At 74.3% G+C, this 23,872-nt stretch carries 19 protein-coding genes and 1 riboswitch; of the genes, 14 read left to right on the top strand and 5 right to left on the bottom strand.

Features of this window, described 5'->3' with window-relative positions; all coding sequences use genetic code 11:
- Positions 1-123: 123 nt before the first annotated feature.
- The 4 genes from ACF1BN_RS29000 to ACF1BN_RS28985 all read left to right on the top strand — a co-directional run bounded on the left by ACF1BN_RS29000 (position 124) and on the right by ACF1BN_RS28985 (position 4,875).
- Positions 124-1,473, top strand: coding sequence for a M16 family metallopeptidase (locus ACF1BN_RS29000; protein ID WP_392334629.1), 1,350 nt, complete (start codon positions 124-126; stop codon positions 1,471-1,473).
- Positions 1,470-2,864 carry a M16 family metallopeptidase gene (locus ACF1BN_RS28995; protein WP_392334549.1) on the top strand — a complete coding sequence of 465 codons (1,395 nt, stop codon included), beginning with the start codon at positions 1,470-1,472 and terminating at the stop codon, positions 2,862-2,864. The genes ACF1BN_RS29000 and ACF1BN_RS28995 overlap by 4 nt, the downstream gene beginning before the upstream one ends.
- A gap of 196 nt (positions 2,865-3,060) precedes the next feature.
- A riboswitch (cyclic di-AMP (ydaO/yuaA leader) is annotated at positions 3,061-3,221 on the top strand.
- Positions 3,222-3,229: 8 nt separating this feature from the next.
- The gene (locus ACF1BN_RS28990; RefSeq protein WP_392334548.1) at positions 3,230-4,000 is read left to right on the top strand and encodes a M23 family metallopeptidase; all 771 of its coding nucleotides are present in this window, start codon (positions 3,230-3,232) and stop codon (positions 3,998-4,000) included.
- Positions 4,001-4,191: 191 nt separating this feature from the next.
- Positions 4,192-4,875 carry a GntR family transcriptional regulator gene (locus ACF1BN_RS28985; protein ID WP_392334547.1) on the top strand — a complete coding sequence of 228 codons (684 nt, stop codon included), beginning with the start codon at positions 4,192-4,194 and terminating at the stop codon, positions 4,873-4,875.
- 177 nt (positions 4,876-5,052) lie between these two features.
- Here ACF1BN_RS28985 and ACF1BN_RS28980 read toward each other — a convergent pair whose 3' ends face one another.
- Entirely contained in the window at positions 5,053-5,334 is a 282-nt protein-coding gene (locus ACF1BN_RS28980) for an HPr family phosphocarrier protein (protein WP_360318181.1), read from the bottom strand.
- Between the two features lie 206 nt (positions 5,335-5,540).
- Between ACF1BN_RS28980 and ACF1BN_RS28975 the strand changes: the two genes are divergently transcribed.
- From ACF1BN_RS28975 to ACF1BN_RS28945, 7 genes are all read left to right on the top strand, one after another.
- Positions 5,541-8,738 carry a GNAT family N-acetyltransferase gene (locus ACF1BN_RS28975; RefSeq protein WP_392334546.1) on the top strand — a complete coding sequence of 1,066 codons (3,198 nt, stop codon included), beginning with the start codon at positions 5,541-5,543 and terminating at the stop codon, positions 8,736-8,738.
- A gap of 39 nt (positions 8,739-8,777) precedes the next feature.
- Positions 8,778-9,377 carry a DUF5998 family protein gene (locus tag ACF1BN_RS28970; protein WP_392334545.1) on the top strand — a complete coding sequence of 200 codons (600 nt, stop codon included), beginning with the start codon at positions 8,778-8,780 and terminating at the stop codon, positions 9,375-9,377.
- Entirely contained in the window at positions 9,377-10,582 is a 1,206-nt protein-coding gene (locus ACF1BN_RS28965; protein ID WP_392334544.1) for an alkaline phosphatase family protein, read from the top strand. The genes ACF1BN_RS28970 and ACF1BN_RS28965 overlap by 1 nt, the downstream gene beginning before the upstream one ends.
- 52 nt (positions 10,583-10,634) lie before the next feature.
- The gene (locus tag ACF1BN_RS28960; RefSeq protein ID WP_189851994.1) at positions 10,635-11,285 is read left to right on the top strand and encodes a thymidine kinase; all 651 of its coding nucleotides are present in this window, start codon (positions 10,635-10,637) and stop codon (positions 11,283-11,285) included.
- Positions 11,286-11,478: 193 nt separating this feature from the next.
- Positions 11,479-14,268, top strand: coding sequence for a YfhO family protein (locus ACF1BN_RS28955; RefSeq protein ID WP_392334543.1), 2,790 nt, complete (start codon positions 11,479-11,481; stop codon positions 14,266-14,268).
- Positions 14,269-14,331: 63 nt separating this feature from the next.
- Complete coding sequence (locus tag ACF1BN_RS28950) at positions 14,332-15,297, top strand: glycosyltransferase family 2 protein (protein ID WP_392334542.1); 966 nt, start codon at positions 14,332-14,334, stop codon at positions 15,295-15,297.
- A gap of 2 nt (positions 15,298-15,299) precedes the next feature.
- Entirely contained in the window at positions 15,300-16,649 is a 1,350-nt protein-coding gene (locus ACF1BN_RS28945; protein ID WP_392334541.1) for a polysialyltransferase family glycosyltransferase, read from the top strand.
- A gap of 21 nt (positions 16,650-16,670) precedes the next feature.
- Here ACF1BN_RS28945 and ACF1BN_RS28940 read toward each other — a convergent pair whose 3' ends face one another.
- Positions 16,671-17,444, bottom strand: a complete 774-nt coding sequence (locus ACF1BN_RS28940; RefSeq protein WP_392334540.1) for a VOC family protein — start codon at positions 17,442-17,444, stop codon at positions 16,671-16,673.
- Between the two features lie 157 nt (positions 17,445-17,601).
- Here ACF1BN_RS28940 and ACF1BN_RS28935 point away from each other — a divergent pair, with 157 nt between their 5' ends.
- On the top strand, positions 17,602-18,429 hold the full coding sequence (locus tag ACF1BN_RS28935) for a sulfurtransferase (RefSeq protein WP_392334539.1): 828 nt from the start codon (positions 17,602-17,604) through the stop codon (positions 18,427-18,429).
- A gap of 61 nt (positions 18,430-18,490) precedes the next feature.
- On the opposite strand, the gene sepH is transcribed toward ACF1BN_RS28935, so the two are convergent.
- Positions 18,491-19,549, bottom strand: coding sequence for a septation protein SepH (sepH, locus tag ACF1BN_RS28930; RefSeq protein ID WP_392334538.1), 1,059 nt, complete (start codon positions 19,547-19,549; stop codon positions 18,491-18,493).
- 378 nt (positions 19,550-19,927) lie between these two features.
- Here sepH and ACF1BN_RS28925 point away from each other — a divergent pair, with 378 nt between their 5' ends.
- Positions 19,928-20,968 (top strand): hypothetical protein, encoded by a 1,041-nt coding sequence (locus tag ACF1BN_RS28925; protein WP_392334537.1) that lies wholly within the window; start codon positions 19,928-19,930, stop codon positions 20,966-20,968.
- A 7-nt stretch (positions 20,969-20,975) separates the two neighbouring features.
- On the opposite strand, the gene ACF1BN_RS28920 is transcribed toward ACF1BN_RS28925, so the two are convergent.
- Both ACF1BN_RS28920 and ACF1BN_RS28915 read right to left on the bottom strand, forming a co-directional pair.
- Positions 20,976-22,313, bottom strand: a complete 1,338-nt coding sequence (locus ACF1BN_RS28920; RefSeq protein WP_392334536.1) for a D-arabinono-1,4-lactone oxidase — start codon at positions 22,311-22,313, stop codon at positions 20,976-20,978.
- Positions 22,255-23,514, bottom strand: a complete 1,260-nt coding sequence (locus ACF1BN_RS28915) for an MFS transporter (RefSeq protein ID WP_392334535.1) — start codon at positions 23,512-23,514, stop codon at positions 22,255-22,257. The genes ACF1BN_RS28920 and ACF1BN_RS28915 overlap by 59 nt, the downstream gene beginning before the upstream one ends.
- Positions 23,515-23,672: 158 nt before the next feature.
- Between ACF1BN_RS28915 and ACF1BN_RS28910 the strand changes: the two genes are divergently transcribed.
- On the top strand, positions 23,673-23,872 hold a 200-nt coding region (locus ACF1BN_RS28910), incomplete at its 3' end, for a ferrochelatase (RefSeq protein WP_392334534.1).

Raw genomic sequence — 23,872 nt, 5'->3', positions numbered from 1 at the left:
ACAACGCGGACCGCGACCCGGACGAGGGACATCTCGGGGGTCCGGGAACTTCGCCAGGTGTCGGCGCGCTTGCATACAGTGGCAGCACTTTTCCAGATCGCGATCGAAGGGACGTACATGCCCATGGGTCACACGGCCACGGCCGAGGCCGGCTCCGGCGGCCTGACAGCGACCGAGCACCGGCTGGCGAACGGCCTGCGGGTGGTGCTCTCCGAGGACCACCTGACCCCGGTCGCCGCGGTCTGCCTCTGGTACGACGTCGGCTCGCGCCACGAGGTCGAGGGCCGCACGGGTCTCGCCCACCTCTTCGAGCACCTGATGTTCCAGGGCTCGCAGCAGGTGCACGGCAACGGGCACTTCGAGCTCGTGCAGGGCGCGGGCGGCTCGCTCAACGGCACGACCAGCTTCGAGCGCACCAACTACTTCGAGACCATGCCCACGCACCAGCTGGAGCTCGCGCTCTGGCTGGAGGCGGACCGGATGGGCTCGCTGCTCGCCGCCCTCGACGACGAGTCGATGGAGAACCAGCGGGACGTCGTGAAGAACGAGCGCCGCCAGCGGTACGACAACGTGCCGTACGGCACCGCCTTCGAGAAGCTCACCGCGCTCGCGTACCCCGAGGGCCACCCGTACCACCACACCCCCATCGGCTCGATGGAGGACCTGGACGCGGCGACCCTGGAGGACGCGCGGAACTTCTTCCGCACCTACTACGCGCCCAACAACGCGGTCCTGTCGGTGGTCGGCGACATCGACCCGGAGCAGACGCTCGCCTGGGTCGAGAAGTACTTCGGCTCCATCCCCGGGCACGACGGCAAGCCCGCCCCGCGCGACGGCGGCCTGCCGGAGGTCATCGGCGAGCAGCTGCGCGAGGTCGTCGTCGAGGACGTCCCGGCGCGGGCCCTGATGGCCGCCTACCGGCTGCCCGAGGACGGCACGCGCGCGTGCGACGCCGCCGACCTCGCCCTCACCGTGCTGGGCGGCGGCGAGTCCTCCCGCCTGCACAACCGGCTGGTCCGCCGGGACCGCACCGCCGTCGCCGCCGGCTTCGGCCTGCTCCGGCTCGCCGGCGCGCCCTCGCTCGGCTGGCTGGACGTCAAGACCTCCGGCGGCGTCGAGGTCCCCGCCATCGAGGCGGCCGTCGACGAGGAGCTGGCCCGCTTCGCCGCCGAGGGGCCCACCGCGGAGGAGATGGAGCGCGCCCAGGCCCAGCTGGAGCGCGAGTGGCTCGACCGGCTCGGCACGGTCGCCGGCCGCGCCGACGAACTGTGCCGCTTCGCGGTGCTGTTCGGCGACCCGCAGCTCGCGCTGACCGCCGTCGACCGCGTCCTCGGCATCACGGCCGACGAGGTGCGCGAGGTGGCCGCGGCCAGGCTCCGGCCCGACAACCGCGCGGTTCTCGTCTACGAGCCCAGCGAGCACGAGGCGAACGAGGCCGCCGACAGCGACGAGGAAGAGGGAGCGGACCAGTGACGGACACCGCCGAGCCCCTGACCAGCATGGATTTCCACCCGCAGCCGCAGGCCGGCGAGGCCAGGCCGTGGGCCTTCCCCGCCCCCGAGCGCGGCGCGCTCGACAACGGTCTCACCGTGCTCCGCTGCCACCGCCCCGGCCAGCAGGTCGTCGCCGTCGAGATCTTCGTCGACGCGCCGCTGGACGCCGAGCCGGAGGGCCTGGACGGGGTCGCCACCATCATGGCCCGCGCCCTCTCCGAGGGGACCGCCGAGCGCGGCGCCGAGGAGTTCGCGGCCGAACTGGAGCGCTGCGGCGCCACCCTGGACGCGCACGCGGACCACCCCGGCGTCCGGGTCTCCCTGGAGGTCCCGGTCTCCCGGCTCCCGAAGGCCCTCGGGCTCGTCGCCGAGGCGCTGACCGCCCCGGCCTTCGACCCGGACGAGGTCAAGCGCCTCGTGGCCAACCGGCTCGACGAGATCCCGCACGAGGCGGCCAATCCCGGCCGCCGCGCGGCCAAGCAGCTCTACAAGGAGCTCTTCCCGGCCACCACGCGGATGTCCCGGCCGCGCCAGGGCACCAAGGAGACGGTGGAGGCCATCGACGCCGCCGCCGTCCGCGCCTTCTACGACGGGCACGTGCGGCCCGCCGCCGCCACCGCGGTCGTCGTCGGCGACCTGACCGGCGTGGACCTGGACAAGGTCCTCGCCGAGACGCTCGGCGGCTGGACCGGCAAGCCGGCCGCGCCGCGCCCGATGCCGGCGATCACCGCCGACGACACCGGACGGGTCGTCATCGTCGACCGCCCCGGGGCGGTCCAGACCCAGCTGCTCATCGGCCGGATCGGACCGGACCGCCACGACGCCGTCTGGGCCGCGCAGGTCCTCGGCGTGTACTGCCTCGGCGGCACCCTGACGTCGCGTCTGGACGCGGTGCTGCGCGAGGAGAAGGGGTACACGTACGGCGTGCGCGCCTTCGGGCAGGTGCTCCGCTCGGACGGCGAGGGCCACGGCGCCTCGATGCTGGCCATCAGCGGCTCGGTCGACACCCCCAACACCGGCCCGGCCCTCGACGACCTGTGGAAGGTGCTCCGCACGCTCGCCGAGGGCGGTCTGACCGACGCCGAGCGGGACGTCGCCGTGCAGAACCTCGTGGGCGTGGCGCCGCTCAAGTACGAGACGGCCGCCTCGGTCGCGGCGACCCTCTCCGACCAGGTCGAGCAGCACCTGCCGGACGACTACCAGGCCCGGCTGTACGCCCGGCTCGCCGAAACGGGCACGGTCGAGGCCACGGCCGCGGTCGTCAGCGCCTTCCCGGTGGACCGCCTGGTGACGGTTCTGGTGGGCGACGCCGCCGAGATCGAGGAGTCCGTGCGGGCCCTCGGCATCGGTGAGGTGTCCGTGGTGAGCTGACGCCTCGTCGTCACGGCGGAGGTCTCCGATGCGATGAAGCGTCGGAGACCTCCGCTTTGTCCTGTATGGCGTCAACCGTGATCGTTTGGCCTGTGGCATGTCTTACAAATCAGCGAGACCGTTTGGTGATTGACATCCGCCGGGCCTAGCGTCGTCCCGGCTGTCCGACCGACGCACGCGCCGCACCCGCGGCACCGGGCAGCCATCGCCGAGTCCCCGTCAGGCGCGAGCCTGGGGAGCCGGGGACCCACACAGTCCCTGGGGTGAATCGGACGCCTTCGCCACGCGGAGGGGCCCGTAGGAGACCTTCCTGCTCCGAACCCGTCAGCTAACCCGGTAGGCGAGAAGGAAGGAAAGGAACCGTCTTGGCGTTCACCCGTGCCACCGGGAAGCATCGTGGTGCGAGCCGACTGGCTCGCCGCAGCGCCGGCATCGCCGGCGTGGCCGCCCTCGCCACCACCGGTGTCGTCGGCACCCTCGCCTCTCCGGCGCTCGCCGCCGACACGGACGACCGTTCCGCCGAGGACACCGGCCTCACCCGGGTGATCGCCGACGAGTCCATCGCCGACCAGCTCAGCGCCCAGGCCGCCGCCCAGGAGCTGGAGGTGGCCGAGGCCGACGCCCGCGCCAAGGCGCGCGCCGAGGCGAAGCGCCAGGCCGAGGCCCGCGCCCAGGAGATCCGCGAGGCCAAGGAGCGCGCCGCCCGTGAGGCCGAGCGCCGCCGGCTCGCCTCCTTCAACCTCCCGGTCGCCGGCTCGTACGTCTCCACCGGCTACAAGACCGGCGGCTCCCTCTGGTCCTCCGGCAGCCACTCCGGCGTCGACTTCCACGCCGCCTACGGCAGCTCGGTCGTCTCCGTCGGCTCCGGCACCGTCGTCGAGGCCGGCTGGGGTGGCGCGTACGGCAACAACATCGTGATCCGGATGAACGACGGCACCTACACCCAGTACGGCCACCTGGCGTCCATCGGTGTCTACGTCGGCCAGTCCGTCGAGCCCGGCCAGCAGATAGGCGTCTCGGGCTCGACCGGCAACTCGACCGGCCCGCACCTCCACTTCGAGGCCCGTGCCACCGCCGACTACGGCTCCGACCTCAACCCCGTCTCGTACCTCCGCGCCCGCGGCGTCAGCCTCTGACCCGTCACCCCGCGTCGAATCGGCCCCGGCTCCCACGAGCCGGGGCCTTTTCGTATCTCCTCGCCCGATACGACCGCTGCCGAGGAGCTCGAATTCCGAGGGGGCATCGGAATTTCCGGCGCGCTGCAATAGAGTCGCGTGAGAAGCGCAGCTCGAATTCGGTGCGCGCGGAGCGAAAGCGGAGGTCGGACATGCGGGTTCCCGCGCAATCGGTATGCACGGCGATCCGGGACGACATCGTCTCGGGGGTCTTCGGGCGCGGCAGCCGGCTCACCGAGGAGCAGCTCGCCCGCCGCTACGGCGTCTCCCGCGTCCCGGTCCGCGAGGCGCTGCGCACCCTGGAGTCCGAGGGCTTCGTGGTGAGCCGCCGGCACGCGGGCGCCCAGGTCGCCGAGCCCACCGAGCAGGAGGCCGCCGACCTGCTCGACGTACGGGCGCTGCTCGAACCGCTCGGCGCCGCACGGGCCGCCCAGCGGCGTACCGACGCCCACCTCAAGGTGCTGCGCGGTCTGGTCAGGCTGGGGCAGGAGCGGGCCCGCCGGGGGCAGGGCGAGGATCTGCGGGCGCTCGGCGGCTGGTTCCACGAGACGCTCGCGCAGGCGTCGGGGAGCCCGGCGCTCGCCGCCCTGCTCACCCAGCTGCGCCACAAGATCGCCTGGATGTACGTGGTGGACCAGCCGGACCGCCCCGTGGACGCCTGGGCCGAACACGGGGCGATCGTCGACGCCGTCGCGCGCGGGGACGCCGAGCGGGCCCGCGCGCTGACCGCCCTGCACGCCGAGCACACGCTCCCGCTGCACCGGCTGAAAAGGCCCGAGCGGGGCCGCGTGAGGGTTTCGCAACATGCCGTCAACACGGCGAGCGTCCGGAATTAACACGGGCGCCGTATACAAAGAATAGCGATTCTGTGGCGCTTTTCGTGCTGCCCGAAAACTGAATCGCCTCGACCTGGAATGCCGGGATTCCTCGCTCCCGGAAATGCCGGACGGCCGTGTCCGCCCGGGAATTCCGGGGACACGGCCGTCCGGGAGAAGAAGGATCGACCCGCTGGGTCAGACCGTCTCGGGAAGCTCCTCGAGACCCTCGGCGACGAGCTTGGCGAGGCGCTCCAGCGCGGCCTCGGCACCCTCGGCGTCCGAAGCGAGCACGATCTCCTCGCCGCCCTGCGCGCCCAGGCCGAGCACCGCGAGCATGGAGGCGGCGTTCACCGGGTTGCCGTCGGCCTTGGCGATGGTCACCGGGACACCGGAGGCCGTGGCGGCACGGACGAAGATGGAGGCGGGGCGGGCGTGCAGGCCCTCGGCCCAGCCGACGTTGACGCGGCGCTCAGCCATGGTGTTGCCCTTCAGGTCTTCTCAGCGGTTGTCTAGACCAGTCTCTCACGGTGTGCGGCGTGCTCCAGCCGACCGAGGTCCCGCATCCGTGCGACGTTCGGCCCTCCTACCTTGCACGGGGCGGCAGGGGTACGCGAGCCGTACACGCCCGGGGAGTGGGTGCGCGAACCGTGCCGGTGTCGGACCCCGGCCGTAGGCTTTGCCCCATGCGGAGCGCGTCGGAGCAGGCGGACGGGACGGGCGGTACGGGCGGGGCGGCGGGAGCGGGAGCGGGGGAGCGCCCGGCCCCGGGGCAGCACCCGGGCCCCGGGAAGCCCATGGTCCCGGGGGAGCCCGCGACGGCGGAGAAGCCCGAGGCGCCGGAGGGGCCCGCGACGGCGGAGAAGCCCGAGGCGCCGGAGGGGCCCGCGGCCCCGGGGCGGCCCGTGGGGTCGGGGGAGCACCCGGCGTCGGGGGAGCACGCCTACCCCGACCACTGGGAGGCCGACGTCGTGCTCCGCGACGGCGGCACCGCGCGCGTCCGGCCCATCACCGCCGACGACGCCGACCGGCTCGTCAGCTTCTACGAGCAGGTCTCGGACGAGTCGAAGTACTACCGCTTCTTCGCCCCCTACCCCCGGCTCTCCGCCAAGGACGTCCACCGCTTCACCCACCACGACTTCGTCGACCGGGTCGGCCTCGCCGCCACCGTCGGCGGCGAGTTCATCGCCACCGTCCGCTACGACCGGATCGACGCCCGGGGACTCCCCGCCTCGGAACCCGCCGACGAGGCCGAGGTCGCCTTCCTCGTCCAGGACGCCCACCAGGGCCGCGGCGTCGCCTCCGCCCTCCTCGAACACATCGCGGCCGTCGCCCGCGAGCGGGGCATCCGCCGCTTCGCCGCCGAGGTGCTTCCCGCCAACACCAAGATGATCAAGGTGTTCACGGACGCCGGCTACACCCAGAAACGCAGCTTCGAGGACGGCTCCGTCCGGCTCCACCTCGACCTGGAGCCCACCGACCGCTCCCTCGCCGTGCAGCGCGCCCGCGAGCAGCGCGCCGAGGCCCGCTCCGTCCAGCGGCTCCTCGCCCCCGGCTCGGTCGCCGTCGTCGGCTCCGGACGCACCCCCGGCGGCGTGGGCCGGACCGTGCTGCGGAACCTGCTGGGCGAGGGCTTCACCGGCCAGGTGTACGCGGTCAACCCCGCGCTCGACACCCCCGCGGCCGAGCTCGACGGCGTACCCGCCTTCCCCTCCGTCGCGGCCATCGGCGCCCCGGTGGACCTCGCGATCGTCGCCGTCCCCGCCGAGCGGGTCCCCGAGGTCGTCGCCGACTGCGGCGAGCACGGCGTGCGCGGCCTCGTCGTCCTCTCCGCCGGCTACGCCGAGAGCGGCACCGAGGGCAGGGAGCGGCAGCGGGCGCTGGTCCGGCAGGCCCGCTCGTACGGCATGCGGATCATCGGGCCCAACGCCTTCGGCATCATCAACACCGCCGACGACGTCCGGCTCAACGCCTCCCTCGCCCCCGAGATGCCCGCCACCGGCCGCATCGGCCTCTTCACCCAGTCCGGCGCCATCGGCATCGCCCTCCTCGCCGGACTGCACCGGCGCGGCGCCGGCCTCTCCTCCTTCATCTCCGCCGGCAACCGCGCGGACGTCTCCGGCAACGACTTCCTCCAGCACTGGTACGACGACCCGGCGACCGACGTCGTCCTCCTCTACCTGGAGTCGATCGGCAACCCGCGCAAGTTCACCCGGCTCGCCCGCCGCACCGCCGCCGTCAAGCCGGTCGTCGTCGTCAAGGGAGCCCGGCACAGCGGCAGCGCCCCGCCCGGCCACCGCGTCCCCGTCACCCGCATCCCGCACGCCACCGTCTCCGCGCTGCTCCGCCAGGCCGGCGTCATCCGCGTCGACACCGTCACCGAGCTCGTCGACGCCGGTCTCCTCCTCGCCGGACAGCCGCTGCCCGCGGGACCGCGCGTCGCGATCCTCGGCAACTCCGAGTCCCTCGGCCTCCTCACGTACGACGCCTGCCTCACCGAGGGGCTGCGGCCGCAGCGGCCCGTGGACCTGACGACCGCCGCCACCCCGGCCGACTTCCGGGACGCCCTCGGCGCGGCCCTCGCCGACGACTCCTGCGACGCGGTCGTCGTCACCGCGATCCCCTGGGTGGGCATCGAGGGCACCACCGAGGTGCTGGCCGCCTTCCTCCGCGAGGCCGTCGCCGGCGGCGGGGACACCGGCGCCGCCAAGCCGGTCGTCGTCGTCCATGTCGAGATGGGCGGCCTCGCCGAGGCCCTCTCCGCCGCCACCAGCACCCGCCCCGCCCCCGAGCGCCCCCGCCGCCCGGCCGCCGCCCCCACGCCCCAGGACGCGGAACTCCGGCGGAGCGACGCGGAGAGCACACAGGACACGCAGAGCATGCAGGGCACGCAGGGCACACAGAGCACGCAGGACCCCCAGCCCGGCACCCCCGGCGCGGGCAACCCCACCCCCGGCGCGGGCACCCCCGGCGCCCCCACCACCGGACCCACCGGCGCCCCCGTACGGAACATCCCCGCCTACCCCGCCGCCGAGCGCGCCGTCCGCGCGCTCGCCGAAGCCGTGCGGTACGGACAGTGGCGGCGGCAGGCCGCCGAGCCGGGACGCGTACCGGAGTACGACTCCATCGACGAGGCCGGCGCCGCCGCCCTCATCGACCGGGTGCTCGGCGAGCGGGGCGCCGGCCAGGAGTCCCGGGGCGTGACGCTCACCACCGACGAGGCCGGAGAACTGCTCGGCCGGTACGGCATCGCCCTCCGCCCCGCCCTCCCCGCCCCCGGGCCCGACGCCGCCGTCGCGGCCGCCGCCCGGCTCGGCTACCCGGTGGCGCTCAAGACCACCGCGCCCCATCTGCGCCACCGCCCCGACCTCGGCGGCGTCCGCCTCGACCTGGCGACCGAGCAGCAGCTGCGCACCGCCTACGCCGAGCTGACCGACGCCCTCGGCAAGCCCGAGGAGCTCCAGCCGGTCGTCCAGGCGATGGCGCCCCGGGGCGTGGACACCGTGGTGCGCGCCGCGATCGACCCGGCCGTCGGCGCCGTGCTCTCCTTCGGGCTCGCCGGGGCCGCCTCCGAACTCCTGGGCGACACGGCCCACCGTCTGGTTCCGGCCACCGACCGGGACGCCGCCGAGCTGGTCCGCTCCATCCGCACCGCCCCGCTCCTCTTCGGCTGGCGCGGCTCGGCCCCCGTCGACACCCCCGCCCTGGAGGAACTGCTGCTCAGGGTCTCCCGACTGGTCGACGACCACCCGGAGATCGTCTCCGTCGCCCTCGAACCGGCCGTGGTCGCCCCCACCGGCGTCTCCGTCCTCGGCGCCGTGGTCCGGCTCGCCCCGGCCGCGCCCACCACCGACCTCGGCCCGCGCCGCCTGCCCAGCTACTGAAGGGTCGGAGGGGGTCCGCAGCCCCGTAGGATGGAGTCCATGGCGAAGACCGGTACGACGACCCAGGGGCTGCGCGCGGCGATCGAGCGCAGCGGCTACTACCCGGCACTCGTGGCCGAGGCGGTGGAGGCCGCCGTCGGCGGCGAGGACGTCGCGTCGTACGTGGTCCACCAGGAGACCACCTTCGACGCCAACGAGGTCCGGCGCCACGTCACCGTCCTCGTGCTGACCCCGAGCCGCTTCATCGTCAGCCACACCGACGAGCAGGCCGCCGACAGCAGCTCCCCGAGCCCGTACGCCACCACGTCCACCGAGTCCGTGAAGCTCGACCGGATCTCGTCGGTCGTGGTCAGCCGGGTCGTCGCCAACCCGGAGTCGTACACCCCCGGCACCGTGCCCCGCGAGGTCGTCCTCACCATCGGCTGGGGCGCCGTCTCCCGGATCGACCTGGAGCCCGCCGCCTGCGGCGACCCGAACTGCGACGCCGACCACGGCTACACCGGCAACGCCACCGCCGACGACCTCAGCCTGCGGGTCAGCGAGGCCGGCGACGGCCCCGACACCGTCCGGCAGACCCTCACCTTCGCCCAGGCGCTCTCCGAGGCCACCGCCGCGACCGCCCCGACGGCCGGCCGCTGATGGCGCAGCCGACCTCCGTCGCCCACGGCTGGCCCGACGAGCCGGTCCCGCTCGCCCCGGAGACCGCCCCGGTCCCCGAGTACGGCTCCGGATCCCTCGCCGACCTGCTGCCCACCCTCGTCGCGGGCCAGGGCGTGCCCGGCTTCGACCCGCGGATCACCGAGCTGGCCCCCGCCGACCGCGTCTGCGTCTTCCTCGTGGACGGGCTCGGCTGGGAGCAGATCAAGGCCCACCCGGACGAGGCCCCCTACCTCACCTCGCTGCTCGGCTCCTCGCGCGGCGGCACCGGCCGGCCGATCACCGCCGGCTTCCCCGCCACCACCGCGACCTCGCTGGCCTCCGTCGGCACCGGCCGCGCCCCCGGCACCCACGGCCTCGGCGGCTACACCATCCGCAACCCGGAGACCGGCGAGCTGATGAACCAGCTCAAGTGGCGCCCCTGGACCCCGCCGAAGGCCTGGCAGCCGTACCCGACGGTCTTCCAGCTCGCCCACGAGGCCGGGATCCACACCGCGCAGGTGTCCTCGCCGATCTTCGAGCAGACCCCGCTCACCCAGATCGCGCTCAGCGGCGGGACCTTCCACGGCCGCCTCTCCGGCGACGAGCGCATGGACCTCGCCGCCGAGCAGCTGGCCGCCGGCGACCGCTCGCTGGTCTACACGTACTACAGCGAACTCGACGGCGCCGGGCACCGCTTCGGCCTCGACTCCGACGCCTGGCGCGGCCAGCTCATGCTGGTCGACCGCCTGGTCCAGCGGCTCGCCGAGCAACTGCCCGCCCACTCGGCGCTCTACGTCACCGCCGACCACGGCATGGTCGACGTCCCCTTCGACGAGGAGCACCGCATCGACGTCGACGAGGACTGGGAGCTGCGCGCCGGCGTCGCCCTCCTCGGCGGCGAGGGGCGCGCCCGGCACGTCTACGCCGTCCCCGGCGCCGAGGCCGACGTCCTCACCTGCTGGCGCGAGGTCCTCGGCGAGCAGTTCTGGGTGGCCGGCCGCGACGAGGCCATCGCCCTCGGCTGGTTCGGCGACACGGTGGACGAGCGGGTGTACGGCCGGATCGGCGACGTCGTCGCCGCCGCCCACGAGGACGTCGCCCTCGTCGCCTCCGTCGGCGAGCCGCTGGAGACCCGGATGGCCGGCATGCACGGGTCGATGACCCCCGCCGAGCAGTACGTGCCGCTCCTCGAAGTCCGTCCCTGACCCTCCCCGCCCCACCGTCCCGCACCCCGACCCGAAAGGTCCCCGACCCGTCATGCCCGAGCTGGTGTTCTTCTCCGGAACGATGGACTGCGGAAAGAGCACACTGGCTCTCCAGATCGCCCACAACCGTGACGCGCGCGGCCTCCAGGGCGTGATCTTCACCCGGGACGACCGGGCGGGCACCGGCAAGCTCTCCTCGCGGCTCGGCCTGGTGACCGAGGCCGTCGAGGCGCCGGAGGGCATGGACGTCTACGCGTATCTGGTCGACCAGCTCTCCCAGGGCGGCAAGGCCGACTACGTGATCGTCGACGAGGCGCAGTTCCTCGCCCCGGCCCAGATCGACCAGCTCGCGAGGATCGTCGACGACCTCGGGCTCGACGTGTACGCCTTCGGGATCACGACCGATTTCCGCACCAAGCTCTTCCCCGGCTCGCAGCGCCTGATCGAGCTCGCCGACCGGATCGAGCAGCTCCAGGTCGAGGCACTGTGCTGGTGCGGCGCCCGCGCCACCCACAACGCCAGGACGGTCGGCGGCCACATGGTCGTCGAGGGCGAGCAGGTCGTCGTCGGCGACGTGAACACCGCGGCGGAGGTCGTCGGGTACGAGGTGCTGTGCCGTCGCCACCACCGCCGCCGGATGACGAGCGCCAGCAGCCGGGCCGCCTCCCTGTCGCCGGACGTGCTGCCGGTCACGCCCGCCTGAGGCGGTCCACCGGGAGCGGACCCCAAGGCGGGTCGCGGCCCCTCCATGCGGTGACACCGGGTGTTCACCTCCAGGCCGCCGGGGCATCGCCGAGTGATCCACTTCGGGTCGCCCGAACCAGGAGTAATGGGTTCGTCCCGCCGTGCGATCGCCGCGGGTGAACGACGAGAGCCCCGTGCTCCCTGGAGGACCCGTGCCACCCCCCGCCACACCCGTGCCCGCACCCGACCGGGACGGGGCACGGGGCGGCCCCCGCCCGACGCGGAACCCGCTGCTGCTCGCCCCGGCCGGCGCCGGCCTGCTCACCGCGGCCGTCTTCGCGCTGGCGACCGCGCTCGCCCGCAGCCACCCGCTCGGCCCGTACACCCGGAACGTCGTCGACCTGGGCCAGCAGTACCTGCCGTACCACGCCTACTGGCGCGCCTTCCTGCTCGGCGACACCCACGGCGACGCCTACCTCAACTGGAACTCCGGCTTCGGCGCGAACTTCCTCGGCGACATCGGCACCTACCTGAGCAGCCCCTTCTCGCTGCTCGTCGTCCTCTTCCCGGCCGACCGGCCGGAACTGGCTCTGTACGTCATCACCGCGCTCAAGATCGCCGCGGCGGGGGCGGCGATGGCGGCCCTGCTCGTCCGGCTCCGGCCCGCCGGCCGCCCCGGCCCCTGGCCGCTCGCCGCCCTCCTCGGGGCCGCGTACGCGCTCTCCGGCTGGACCTTCAACCACGGCGCCTCCGTGCCCATGTGGCTGGACGGGCTCATCGCCTTCCCGCTGCTCTGCCTGGTCGCGGAGTGGGCCAGGACCGGACGCCGCCCCGTCCTCGGCCCGCTGGTCGTCGCCGTCGCCTGGATCGCCAACTTCTACACCGCCTACATGGCGACCCTCGGCGCGGCGCTCTTCCTCGCCGTCCGGCTGTTCACCGTGGACCCGGAGGGGCCCCCGCGCCGGTGGCCCGGCACCCTGCTCCGCGCCGCGTGGACCGTCGGCGTCGGCATCGGGCTCGCCGCCCCGCTCGTCCTCGTCGTCTTCCGGGGCACGAAGTACGCCGACCCGACCCCCGAGACCGTCTTCGCGCCCGCCTCCTGGGGCGAACTGCTCGGCCGCCTCCTGCCGGCCACCGCCAACGTGGACACGCCGGCCCTCTTCATCGGCACCCCCGCCCTCCTCCTCGCCCTCACCCTGCCCTTCAACCGGGCCGTCGCCCCCCGCGTCCGGCTCGGCTGGTCGGCGCTGATCGTCCTGGTGACGCTCTCCCTCCAGTGGGGGCCCACCCACCTGCTCTGGCACGCGGGCGCCTCGCCCAACGGCAACCCCTACCGCCAGACCTTCGTCCTGTGCGGCCTGCTCCTCGTCGCGGCCTGGCTCTCCGCCGCCCCCGGACCGCCCCGCCCGGCCGCGCTCCTCGGCGCCGCCGCCCTCGTCGGGGCATTCGCCCTCGCCGCCCGAGGCAGCTCCGACATCGACGCCTGGACCTACCCCGCCACCGCTGCCGCCGCCCTGCTCGCCCTCGCCGCCGCGCTCCTCGCCCTCCGAGCCGCCCGCGCGCAAGCCCCCGGCGAACCGGCCGGCAGCCCACCGGCCGGCGGAACACCAGCGGACAGCCCACCAGCCGACAGCCCACCCGCTGGCGAAACACCAGCGGACAGCCCATCAGCCGACAGCCCACCAGCCGATGGAACACCAGCCGCCCGCCCGTCGCCCGCCTCCCGCGTGCTGCCCCTCGCCGCCGCCCTCCTGCTGCTCGCCGCGCAGGCCGGCGAGACGGCCGTCAGCGGGATGCGCGTCGAGCGGCAGCAGCGCGCCGACGTCGCCTGGTCGCCCCGGATCGGTCCCTGGCAGCGGGCGGTGGCCGCCGAGGTGGCCCGCGCCGACGCCTGGCCGGCGTACCGCACCGACCCGGGCCCGCTGCCCGGCGGCAACGAACCGCTGCTCCTCGGCGGCGAGGGCGCCGACGCCTACTCCAGCCTCACCACCGAGAACACCTCGCGGACCCTGGACTCCCTCGGCTTCGGCCACTACGCCAAGGGACGGCACCCCGAGACCCTCGACAACCCCGTCACCGACGCGATCTTCTCGATCGGCACCCGGATCCGCTCCGAGGCCACCGGGCCGGTACGCCAGGACGCCGCGCCCGACGGCACCGCGACCGCCGCCGCCACCCCCGTACCGCCGCTCGTCACCGTCCATCCCTCGGGAGACGCCCGCGTCGACCCCGAGGAGTCCGCCTTCCGCAACCAGGAACTCCTCCTCGGCTCCTCCGTCTACACCCTGCCCGCCGTCCGCCGCGCCGGCACCACGCTCACGGCCCGCTGCCCGGCCGGCGCCGAGCTCTGGTTCTGGGCGCCCGAGTACAAGGGCACCGCCGCCCTCGCGGGCGCCGCCCCCGCCGACTTCGACGGACGGCCGCCGGCCGTCCGCGCCGCCATGCGGGCCCTCGGCACCGTCCCGCCCGGCGGCGACATCCGCATCGACCTGGCCGCCGAGCGGGAGATCACCCTGCCCCGGCAGTCCGTCGGCTGCCTCGACCGCGCCCGCCTCGCCACCGCCGTGACCCGGCTCACCGCCGCCGGCGCCACCCGCGTCACCGCCACCGGCCACTCCCTCAACGCCGAACTGCCGCCCGGCAGCACCGGGGTCGCCGTCGTCGCCGTCCCCCGCGCCACCGGCTGGCGGTGCGCCGCGGGCGACGCCGAACCCGTCTCCGCCCGCTCCCACCGGGGCCTGCTCGCCGTCCCCCTCGACGGCCGCGCGACCCGCGTGAGCTGCTCCTTCCGGCCGCCCGGCGTCCGGCTCGGCGCCGCGGCCGGCAGCGCCGCGCTCCTCGCGCTGCTCGCCACCGCCCTCCTCGCCCGGCGAGCCCGGCGCAGCGCACGCCGCTCGGAGGACGGTTCGCACGAGGGACGACAAGAGTTCACCGGCCGTCCACGCGAGGCTCGTTCGAGCGGCCAGGGCGCCGATTACGCTGCCCGCCGTACCGGCGCCTGACAGCCCGAAGACACCCCCGATTCCATCCGTGTCCGCCTCCGATCCAGTGTGGGGATTCACCGCGTGCCCAAACTCTCCGTCGTCGTCCCCTTCCACAACGTCGGGCCGTACGCCCCCGACACCGTGCGCAGCCTCGCCCGCAACGCGGACCCGGACTTCGAGTTCCTGCTGATCGACGACTGCTCCACCGACGAGACCCCGGACGTCCTCGACCGCTGGCAGGACCGGATCCCGAACGCCCGGGTCATCCGCCACGAGACCAACCTCGGCGTCGCCCAGGCCCGCAACACCGGCATCGACGCCGCCACCGGCGACTACCTCACCTTCCTCGACGGCGACGACTGGTACGCCCCCGGCCACCTCCGCGCCGCCGTCGACGGCATCGAGCGCCTGGGCGTCGACTTCGCCCGCACCGACCACGTCCTCGCCGAAGGACGCAAGCGGCACGTCAAGTACGCCCCCGCCAAGGTCCGCGACGCCGTCATGGACCCCCGCGACGGCATCGCCCCGGCCAGCATGATCACGATGGTCGACTACCCCTTCGTCCCCTTCGGCGTCTACGGCCGCACGCTCTTCGAGAACGGCGAGTCCCGCTTCGAGACCAAGCTGCGCACCGCGGAGGACCGGCTCTGGGTCTGGCGCCTCCACCTCAAGGCCCGCACCTACGCCGCCCTCTCCCTGCACGGTGTCTTCTACCGCCGGGGCGTCACCACCTCGCTCACCCAGATCAGCGACAACCGCCAGCTGGACTTCATCCCCTCCTACGACCTCCTCCTGGCGGAGGTCTCCCGGGACCGCGACGCCGCCCGCTTCCTCCCGAAGGCCGTGCGCACCTACTGCGCCATGATCGCCTTCCACGTGAACAAGGCCGGGAAGTACGAGCCCGAGGTCGCCGCACGGCTGCGCACCGACGTCGCCGACGCCCTCCTCCGCATGGACCAGGACGTCCTCGAAGAGACCCTCGCCACCATGGACACCCCCCGCGCCACCCTTCTGCGGAACCTGCGCGAGACCGGAAGGACCCTCTGACCATGACCACCGACACGGCCACGGGCCCGCTCCCGGTCCAGATCTTCCAGGTCTCCACCCTCTACGGCGCCGCGACCGTCGCCGCGGCCGTCGACGCCGGCCTGTACGGCGCCCCCGGAGACGCCCGCCGCCTCCTGCTGCTCTCGCACAACGCCGAGATCCCCGAGACAGCGCTCCGCCTGGAGAGCATGACCGGCTACGCGCGGATCGCCGCCCGCTTCGACGGCGTCCTCGACTGGAACCGGACGATCCACCCGTACCACCCGGCCGCCTGGGCCCCCCGCCCCGAGGAGGCCCCGCTCTGGCAGCGGGTGCTGCGCACCGCCTGGGACCTCGGCACCGCCCGCGTCGACCTGATCGTGGAGTCCATCCAGGTCAACCCGGCCAAGGCGCTCGGCGCCTGCTTCGCGGAGAGCTCGGTCGAGGTGTACGCCGACGGGCTGATGAGCTACGGCCCCACCCGTACGGACGTCGCCCAGTCCCTCGCCTGCCGGATCCGCCGGCTCCTCCACCTCGACCTGGTGCCCGGCCTGACCCCGATGCTCCTCACCGAGTACGGCATCCGCTCCGAACTGGTGCCCGACGCCGCCTTCCGCGCGGTCCTCGCCGAGATCGCCGCCGACGCCGGGGACGACCCCGCGGTCGCCGCCGCCGTGGCCGCCCGGCCCACCGCGCTCCTCCTTGGCCAGTACCTCGCCGCGCTCGGCCTCCTCACCTTCGAGGAGGAGGAGCAGACGCACGTCCGGATGCTCCGCGGCGCCGCCGCCCTCGGCCACACCTCGATCGTCTTCAAACCGCACCCCACCGCCCCCGCCGGCTATTCGACCGTCCTCCAGGAGGCCGCCGAGGAGGCCGGCGTCCGGCTCACCGTCCTCGACGTGCCGCTGCTCGCCGAGACCTTCTACGAGCGCTGCGAGCTGCGGCTCGTCGTCGGCTGCTTCTCCACGGCGATGCTCACCGCCGCCGTCTACTACGGGGTGCCCGTCGCCCGGGTCGGCACCGAGGACCTCCTCGAACGGCTGACCCCCTTCGAGAACAGCAACCGGATCCCGCTCACCGTGGTCGACCACCTCGTCCCCGCGCTGGACGGCGAGGAGGAGCCGGCCGTGCCCGGCGCGGCCCCCGACTCGCTCGCCCCGCTCGTGCGGGCGGTCGGCTACTGCATGCGGCACAAGGCCCATCCCGGCCTGCGGGCCGAGACCGAGCTGTACCTGGCGGCCCACCACGCCGATCCGGCGGTCGCCCACCACTTCGGCACGACACGCCTCACCCAGCTGGGCCTCCCGGGCGCCGCACCCGCCTCGGCCGCTCCCGCGCCGCGCCGCCGCGGCCTGGTCCGGGGCCGCCGCTGACACCTTCGGGACGCGTCGGCGTCAACGGTCGCGGGACCTCACGAGGGTGAACACCGCGCCCTCCGGATCCGCGACCAGGGCGAGCCGTCCGGCCGTGGCCTCCCGGGGCGGCCGCAGCACCTTGCCGCCCAGCTCCGCGACCAGCTTCGCCGCCGCGTCCACGTCCTCCACCTCGAAGTACGTCATCCAGTGCGGACCCCGGTCCCGGGGCAGGTCCTCGCCCACGCCGTGCAGCGAGGCGACCGGGCGCCCCCGCACGTGCAGGGTGGCGTAGTCGAGGTCGGCCGAGCCCACCGGCTCGACCTCGTACCCGAAGACCGTCCGGTAGAACTTGCCGACCGTGGCCGTCTCGTACGTGAGCAGTTCGTTCCACACCGGGGTCCCGGGCGGTCCCGCGAGCGCGGTGCCGTGGTGGGCCTCCGCCTGCCAGACGCCGAAGACCGCGCCCGCCGGGTCGGCGCAGACGACCATGCGGCCCGCCTCGCCCGCGTCCAGCGGGCCCACCGCGACCGTCCCGCCGCAGCAGCGGATGGACTCGGCGGTCTCGTCGGCGTCCGGCGTGGCGAGGTAGGTGGTCCAGGCGATGTTCAGGTGCCGGTCCGGGGGCAGTTGCCCGATGCCGGCGACCTCCTTCCCGCCCAGCAGCGCCCGGACGTACGGGCCGAGCTGCTGCGGTCCCGGGACGAAGTCCCAGCCGAAGAGTGCCTGGTAGAACTGCTGCGTCGCCTCGATCCCGTGCACCATCAGACTCACCCAGCAGGGTGTTCCCGGGCTGCGCCGCGCCGCCTCGGTCATGGTCACTCTCTCCTCGGCCCTGATGGTCGCCGTGCCCCGCCGCCGGTGGTTGTGCCGGACCGCGCACGGCGCGCCCCGGTCGCACCCTCTGGCGCGATCCTGCGGGAGGACGCCGGGTCCGCCCTCCGCGCGGGCATGGCTGCGCGAGGATGGCCCCATGAAGCCCATCATCTCCGCAAGGGAACTCGTGAGCGAGTCGGCGGGAGCCCGGCCGCCGGTCCTCCTGGACGTGCGCTGGACCCTCGGGGGCCCGCCCGGCCGCCCGGAATACGAGGCCGGCCATCTGCCCGGCGCCGTCTACGTGGACCTCGACACCGAACTGGCCGGTCCGCCCGGGGAGGGCGGCCGGCACCCGCTGCCCGACCCGGAGGCCTTCGGGGCGGTCATGCGCCGGGCGGGCGTCCGCGCCGACCGCCCGGTGGTGGTCTACGACGGCGGGCTCGGCTGGGGCGCCGCCCGCGCCTGGTGGCTGCTGCGCTGGACCGGGCACCCGGACGTGCGGGTGCTGGACGGGGGCCTGGCCGGCTGGCCGGGGGAGCTGTCGGCGGAGGTGCCGGAGCCGGAGCCGGGCGACTTCACGCCGAAGCCGGGCGCGCTGCGGGTGCTCGACGCGGACGAGGCGGCGGCCCTGGCCCGCTCGGGGCTGCTCCTGGACGCCCGGGCCGCCGAGCGGTACCGGGGTGACGTGGAGCCCATCGACCGGGTCGGCGGCCACATCCCGGGCGCCCACTCGGCCCCGACGACGGAGAACACGGCCGCGGACGGCCTCTTCCTGGCGGCCGGCGCGCTCCGCGACCGGTTCGCCGCGCTGGGCGCGACGGAGGCGGAGGAGGTCGGCGTGTACTGCGGTTCCGGCGTCTCCGGCGCCCACGAGGTGCTGGCCCTGGAGCTGGCCGGCATCCCCGCGGCCCTCTACGCCGGCTCCTGGTCGGAATGGTCCTCGGACCCTTCCCGCCCGGTGGCCACGGGACCCGACCCCCGGTAGGCGGACGCGGAGGGGCCCGCACCGGTTCGCCCGGTGCGGGCCCCTCCGTACGCCGTCGGCGTCAGTCCTGCTTCTTCCTGCGCGTCCCGAAGACGATCTCGTCCCAGCTGGGGACGGCCGCGCGGCGGCCCGGACGGACGCCGTCGGCCTCCGCCTGCCGGTCGGTGGCGCCGTGCAGCCGGTCGCGGTGGCCGGAGACGGAGCGGGGCATGAGGACGTCGGCGTAGGCGGCGCCCGCCCCGGCGGAGGCGGCGGGAGCCGGGGGCTCCTCCGCCTCGACCTCGTCGGAGGGCTCGCCGTCGGGCTGCTCCGGGACCACCAGGTCGCCGCGGAAGCTCGGCACCGCCTCCAGGAGGCTGGTGAGCGAGTCCCGCTCCTCCTCGTGCTCCGGCGGCGGGGCCGGGGCGATCCGGTCGAGCTGCCGGTCCAGGGCGCGGTCCAGCGGCCGGTCCCGGGGCAGCCGGGCGATCCTCGGTACGAAGGGGAAGCTCGGCTCCGGCGCGGCGGCGAGGGTGTCGTCGGTCTCGCCGATCAGCGCCCGCGCCTCGTCGTCCACGGCCTGGACGAGCCGACGCGGCGGGTCGTACGTCCAGCTGGCGGTGTGCACCTCGCCGGCGACCCGGTAGACGAGCAGCACCTCCCAGGTGCCGTCGTCGCGCCGCCAGGAATCCCACTGCACGGTGTCCTTGTCGGCGCCGCGCAGCAGCAGCCGCTCCTGCACCGCCTCGCCGAGCTGGGGCCCGCTGTTCTCGCCGGGCCTGCGCACCGGGGTCTTCCGGGCGCGCTCGGCCATGAAGGCGCGCTCGGCGAGCACGGGGCCCTCGAAGCGGCGGACGCGGTCGACGGGGATGCCGGCGAGCTGGGCGACCTCCTCGGCGGAGGCACCGGCTCGTATCCGGGCCTGGATGTCGCGGGGGCGGAGGTGGCTCTCGACCTCGATCTCGATCTGCCCGAGGCGCGCGCGGTCGTTGCGCACGGCGGCCCGGAGCCGCTCGTCGATCGGAAGCGTGTACTCCGTGCTGTCGGCAGCCTTGAGCACCAGTCGTGTGCCGTCGTTGGAGACGGCCACGACACGCAGTTCGGGCATGGGGACCTCCCGGGTGGTGCCTGCCGACGTCACGTGCGTCGCTGCTTCCGCTAGTCGAGTGTGGCCTGCCCGGGTGCAGCCTGCCACTACCTTGCCGAGTTGCCCGGCGTGTCGGGCGTGGACCCCGGTCCGCCGTTATGGCACGGTTACCTGTTCACTACCCGGAGTGACTGGAAGTCACACTGGGTAGCGGTTCCGTTCCCGGGCGCCCCGGAAGGCGTCCGGGCCCAGGGTTCGTCAATGTACTCCATTCGGGCCACTCGGGTGGACCGGCGCGCCGCCCAACTTCTCGGGGTGCGCGGGAGTTGGGCCCCCACCCTCATTCCTCCCGCGTGGCACTCTTCACAGAACCCCCTGAACCGGAACTATTCGCTTCGCTCATATGTCCCTTCTGGGTGCACGGTGGAACAGATGACCAGGCAGAGGGTGGAGATGCGTCACAGGCAGCCGACCGACACGGACGAGCCGGAGATACGGGCGCCGGAGCCCGGTGGCGAGGCCCCGGAAACCGGCCCGGAGAAGAAGCGGAAGGTCGACCTGAGCGTGCCTCAGGTGGCCGGCAGCGCCCTCGCCGCGGTGATCGCCGCCAAACTCGCCTCCACCCTCGGCGTCTACGGGACGATCCTGGGCGCGGGCGTGATCAGTGTCATCGCCACCTGCGGCGGCCCGCTCTTCCAGCTCCTGTTCTCCCGCACGGGCGAGCAGGTGCGGGACGCGACCGCCGCCAAGCCGAGGGCGCGTCAGGTCCCGTCGACCTCACCGGACCCGTCCGCCCGCCAGGCGCCGCCGGCCGGTGACCGGCACACCCTGATGCTGGGCACCGTCACCGGACCCGCGGCGCCGTTCCCGTACGACGAGGACTTCGGCACGGCCACCACGCACGGCACCCGGCTGCGCGGCTGGAGGCGCCCGATGCTGGCCGCCGCGCTCGTCTTCGGCGTCACCATGGGCGGCATCACCACCTACGAGCTGGTCTCCGGCGAGGACTTCAGCGGCACCAAGGGCACCACCACCTTCGGCTCGGTGGTCCGCGGTGGCGGGGACGGCGGCGGGCAGGACGCCCCCGAGGAGCGGCGGCGGCAGGAGCGGGACCAGCAGCAGGACCAGGAGCGTGGCCAGGAGCCGCGGACGCCCGCGCCGACCGGTTCCGCCGGGCAGGACGCCGAGGAGGGGGGTGGCACGGACGCGGGCACCCCGTCCACCGGCACCACCCCCGACCCCGGGACGGGCACGCCGGGCGGCGACCCCGCGACCGGACCCACCCCGGACCCGAGCGGCTCCGCCGACGGCGGCACGACCCCGACGCAGGAGCCGGTGGAGCCGGTGGGGCCCACGGAGCCGACGACGGGCCCGACGGCCCCGGTGACGCCGCCCGCCCCCACCGAGACCCCCGCCACCGGGCAGGCCCCCCAGGACGCGCCCACCGCCCCGAGCGGCGCCGGCGCCGGGTGACCGTCCGTCAGTCGCCCAGGACCCGCCGCAGGTGGTCGTTGCCGAAGCGGCGGTCCGGGTCGAGCCGGTCGCGCAGGGCCGTGAACTCGGCGAAGCGCGGATAGGCCTCCGCGAGGTACGCGGCGTCCCGGGTGTGGACCTTCCCCCAGTGCGGCCGGCCCCCGTGGGCGGTCATGATGCGCTCCACCGCGGTGAAGTACCCGCGGTGGGGCGTCCCCCGGTAGAGGTGCACGGCGATGTAGGCCGTCTCCCGGCCGGAGGCGGTGGAGAGCGCGATGTCGTCGGCGGGCGCGGTACGCACCTCCACCGGGAAGCTCACCTTCAGCGGCGAGCGCTCCACCATCGCCTTCAGCTCGCGCAGCGCGGCCGTCGCGGCCTCCCGCGGCAGCGCGTACTCCATCTCCAGGAAGCGGACCCGGCGCGGGGAGGTGAAGACCTTGTACGGGATGTCGGTGTACGTACGTGCCGACAGCGCGCGGCTGGAGATCCGGGCGATCGCCGGGATGGCCGGCGGCACCGCGCGGCCGAGCGAGCAGGCCGCCTGGAACACCCCGTTGGAGAGGAACTCGTCCTCGAACCAGCCGCCGAGGCGGGGCAGCGGGGCGGCGGGTCCGGCGCTGCGGTTGTTGCGCTTGGTGTTGCAGTTGTCCGTGTGGGGGAACCAGTAGAACTCGAAGTGCTCGTTCTCCGCGTGCAGCTCGTCGAAGTCGGCGATCACCCGGTCGAAGCGCATCGGCTCCTCACGCGCGGTGAGCAGGAAGACCGGCTCGACGGCGAAGGTGATCGAGGTCACCACACCGAGCGCGCCCAGGCCGATCCGGGCCGCCGCGAAGACCTCCGGATTCTCCTTCTCGGAGCAGGTCAGCAGAGTCCCGTCGGCCGTCACCAGCTCCAGGGCGCGGATCTGGGCCGCGATCGAGGCGGAGTCGCGGCCGGTGCCGTGGGTGCCGGTGGAGACGGCCCCGGCGACCGTCTGCTCCATGATGTCGCCCATGTTGGCGAGCGACAGTCCCTCCCGGGCCAGCGCCACGTTGAGCCGCTTCAGCGGAGTGCCCGACGCCACCGTCACGGTCATCGCCGCGCGGTCGATCCGCCGGATCCCGGTGAGCAGGTCCGGGCGGACCAGGACGCCGTCGGTGGCCGCGATCGAGGTGAAGGAGTGGCCGGTGCCGACGGTCTTCACCCGCAGTCCGTCCCGGGCGGCCCGGCGGATCTCGGCGGCCAGTTCCTCGGCCGACGCCGGGCTCACCTCCCGGACCGGGCGGGAGGTGACGTTCCCCGCCCAGTTACGCCACGGGCTGCCCGCCGTCCTGGCGCTCCCCGGTCCCGCTGTCCACGTGCTCATCTCGCCCCTCCCGGTCCGACGCCGGCGTGCGCAGCCGGCGGTGGCCGAGCACCGCCACCACGACCGCGAGCGCGCCCGAGACGACGGGCACCACGTACGCCGACTCCGCCCCCGAGGCGTCGACCACCCAGCCGGCGGCCGAGGAGCCGAGCGCGACACCGACCGCGAGTCCGGTGCCGGTCCAGGTCATGCCCTCGGTGAGCTGGGTGTGCGGTACGTGCTTCTCGACGAGGGCCATCGTGGTCACCATCGTCGGCGCGATGGAGAGGCCCGCGACAAAGAGCGCCACGGCCAGCAACGGCAGGTTCCCGGCCAGTAGGAGGGGGATCATACTCACGGCCATCGCACAGACGCCCAGCAGCCAGCGGCGGGACGGATCGCCCTTGAGGTGCAGCAGTCCGAAGACCGCGCCGGCCAGGCAGGAACCCAGCGCGTAGACGGCGAGGACCAGGCTGGCGGCGGCCTTCCGGCCGCTCTCCTCGGCGAAGGCGACGGTCACCACGTCCACCGAGCCGAAGATCGCGCCGGTGGCGACGAAGGCCAGGGCGAGGACCTGGAGGCCGGGGGAGCGGAGCGCCGACGGGGTCTTCACGGAGGACTGCGGGTGCGGCGCCGGCTCGGTGTCCCGCTGCGCGGTCAGCCAGAAGACGCCGATGGCGAGGAAGACGCCGGCCAGCAGCGGGCCGGCCTCGGGGAACCACGTGGTCGACAGGCCGATCGAGATGATCGGGCCGAAGATGAAGCACACCTCGTCGACGATCGACTCCCACGAGTACGCGGTGTGCAGCGACCGCGCGTCCCCCCGGTAGATGCCCGCCCAGCGGGCCCGCGTCATGGCCCCGACGCTCGGCACGACGCCGATCACCGCGGTGAAGGCGAAGAGCGTCCAGTCCGGCGCCTTCTGCTGCACGCAGAGCAGCAGCCCGGCGGCGGCGACGAGGGAGATCAGGGTGACCGGGCGGAGCACCCGGCGCTGCCCGTACCGGTCGACGAGACGGGAGACCTGCGGGCCGAGCACGGCGGCGGACATCGCCAGGGTCGCCGAGAGCGCTCCGGCCAGGCCGTACCGGCCGGTGACCTGGGAGATCATCGTGACGATGCCGATGCCCATCATGGAGAGCGGCATCCGGCCCAGGAAGCCGGCCACGGAGAACGAGGTGGTACCGGGCGCCGAGAAGATCGCGCGGTAGGGACTGGCCAAGGGGTTCTCCGGCTGTGCGACGCGGCGTGCCGTCCGCGCACGGCGGTCAACACGTGTAATTAACAGCTAAAGCCTAAGGGTTCGAAGCCGCCCGGTCACCCCCGAATCCGCACGGGCCGCGCCACGGGCCGCCGCCGGCGGGTGGCAGGATCGGTGCCATGTCCGATCAGCACGATCCCGCCCCGTACGACGCCCTGCTGCTGCTCTCCTTCGGCGGCCCCGAGGGCCCGGACGACGTCGTCCCGTTCCTGGAGAACGTGACACGCGGCCGCGGCATCCCCAAGGAGCGGCTCAAGGAAGTGGGGCAGCACTACTTCCTCTTCGGCGGCGTCAGCCCGATCAACGACCACAACCGCGC

Source organism: Streptomyces sp. NPDC014861, assembly GCF_043081625.1.
Lineage (GTDB): Bacteria > Actinomycetota > Actinomycetes > Streptomycetales > Streptomycetaceae > Streptomyces.
This window is presented reverse-complemented; position numbering and strand designations above follow the sequence as displayed.

Coding starts and splice junctions, on each gene's coding strand:
- ACF1BN_RS29000 (WP_392334629.1), top strand. CDS start 124: ATGGGTCACACGGCCACGGCCGAGGCCGGCTCCGGCGGCCTGACAGCG.
- ACF1BN_RS28985 (WP_392334547.1), top strand. CDS start 4,192: ATGCGGGTTCCCGCGCAATCGGTATGCACGGCGATCCGGGACGACATC.
- ACF1BN_RS28980 (WP_360318181.1), bottom strand. CDS start 5,334: ATGGCTGAGCGCCGCGTCAACGTCGGCTGGGCCGAGGGCCTGCACGCC.
- ACF1BN_RS28975 (WP_392334546.1), top strand. CDS start 5,541: ATGCGGAGCGCGTCGGAGCAGGCGGACGGGACGGGCGGTACGGGCGGG.
- ACF1BN_RS28970 (WP_392334545.1), top strand. CDS start 8,778: ATGGCGAAGACCGGTACGACGACCCAGGGGCTGCGCGCGGCGATCGAG.
- ACF1BN_RS28965 (WP_392334544.1), top strand. CDS start 9,377: ATGGCGCAGCCGACCTCCGTCGCCCACGGCTGGCCCGACGAGCCGGTC.
- ACF1BN_RS28960 (WP_189851994.1), top strand. CDS start 10,635: ATGCCCGAGCTGGTGTTCTTCTCCGGAACGATGGACTGCGGAAAGAGC.
- ACF1BN_RS28945 (WP_392334541.1), top strand. CDS start 15,300: ATGACCACCGACACGGCCACGGGCCCGCTCCCGGTCCAGATCTTCCAG.
- ACF1BN_RS28940 (WP_392334540.1), bottom strand. CDS start 17,444: ATGACCGAGGCGGCGCGGCGCAGCCCGGGAACACCCTGCTGGGTGAGT.
- ACF1BN_RS28935 (WP_392334539.1), top strand. CDS start 17,602: ATGAAGCCCATCATCTCCGCAAGGGAACTCGTGAGCGAGTCGGCGGGA.
- ACF1BN_RS28925 (WP_392334537.1), top strand. CDS start 19,928: ATGACCAGGCAGAGGGTGGAGATGCGTCACAGGCAGCCGACCGACACG.
- ACF1BN_RS28920 (WP_392334536.1), bottom strand. CDS start 22,313: ATGAGCACGTGGACAGCGGGACCGGGGAGCGCCAGGACGGCGGGCAGC.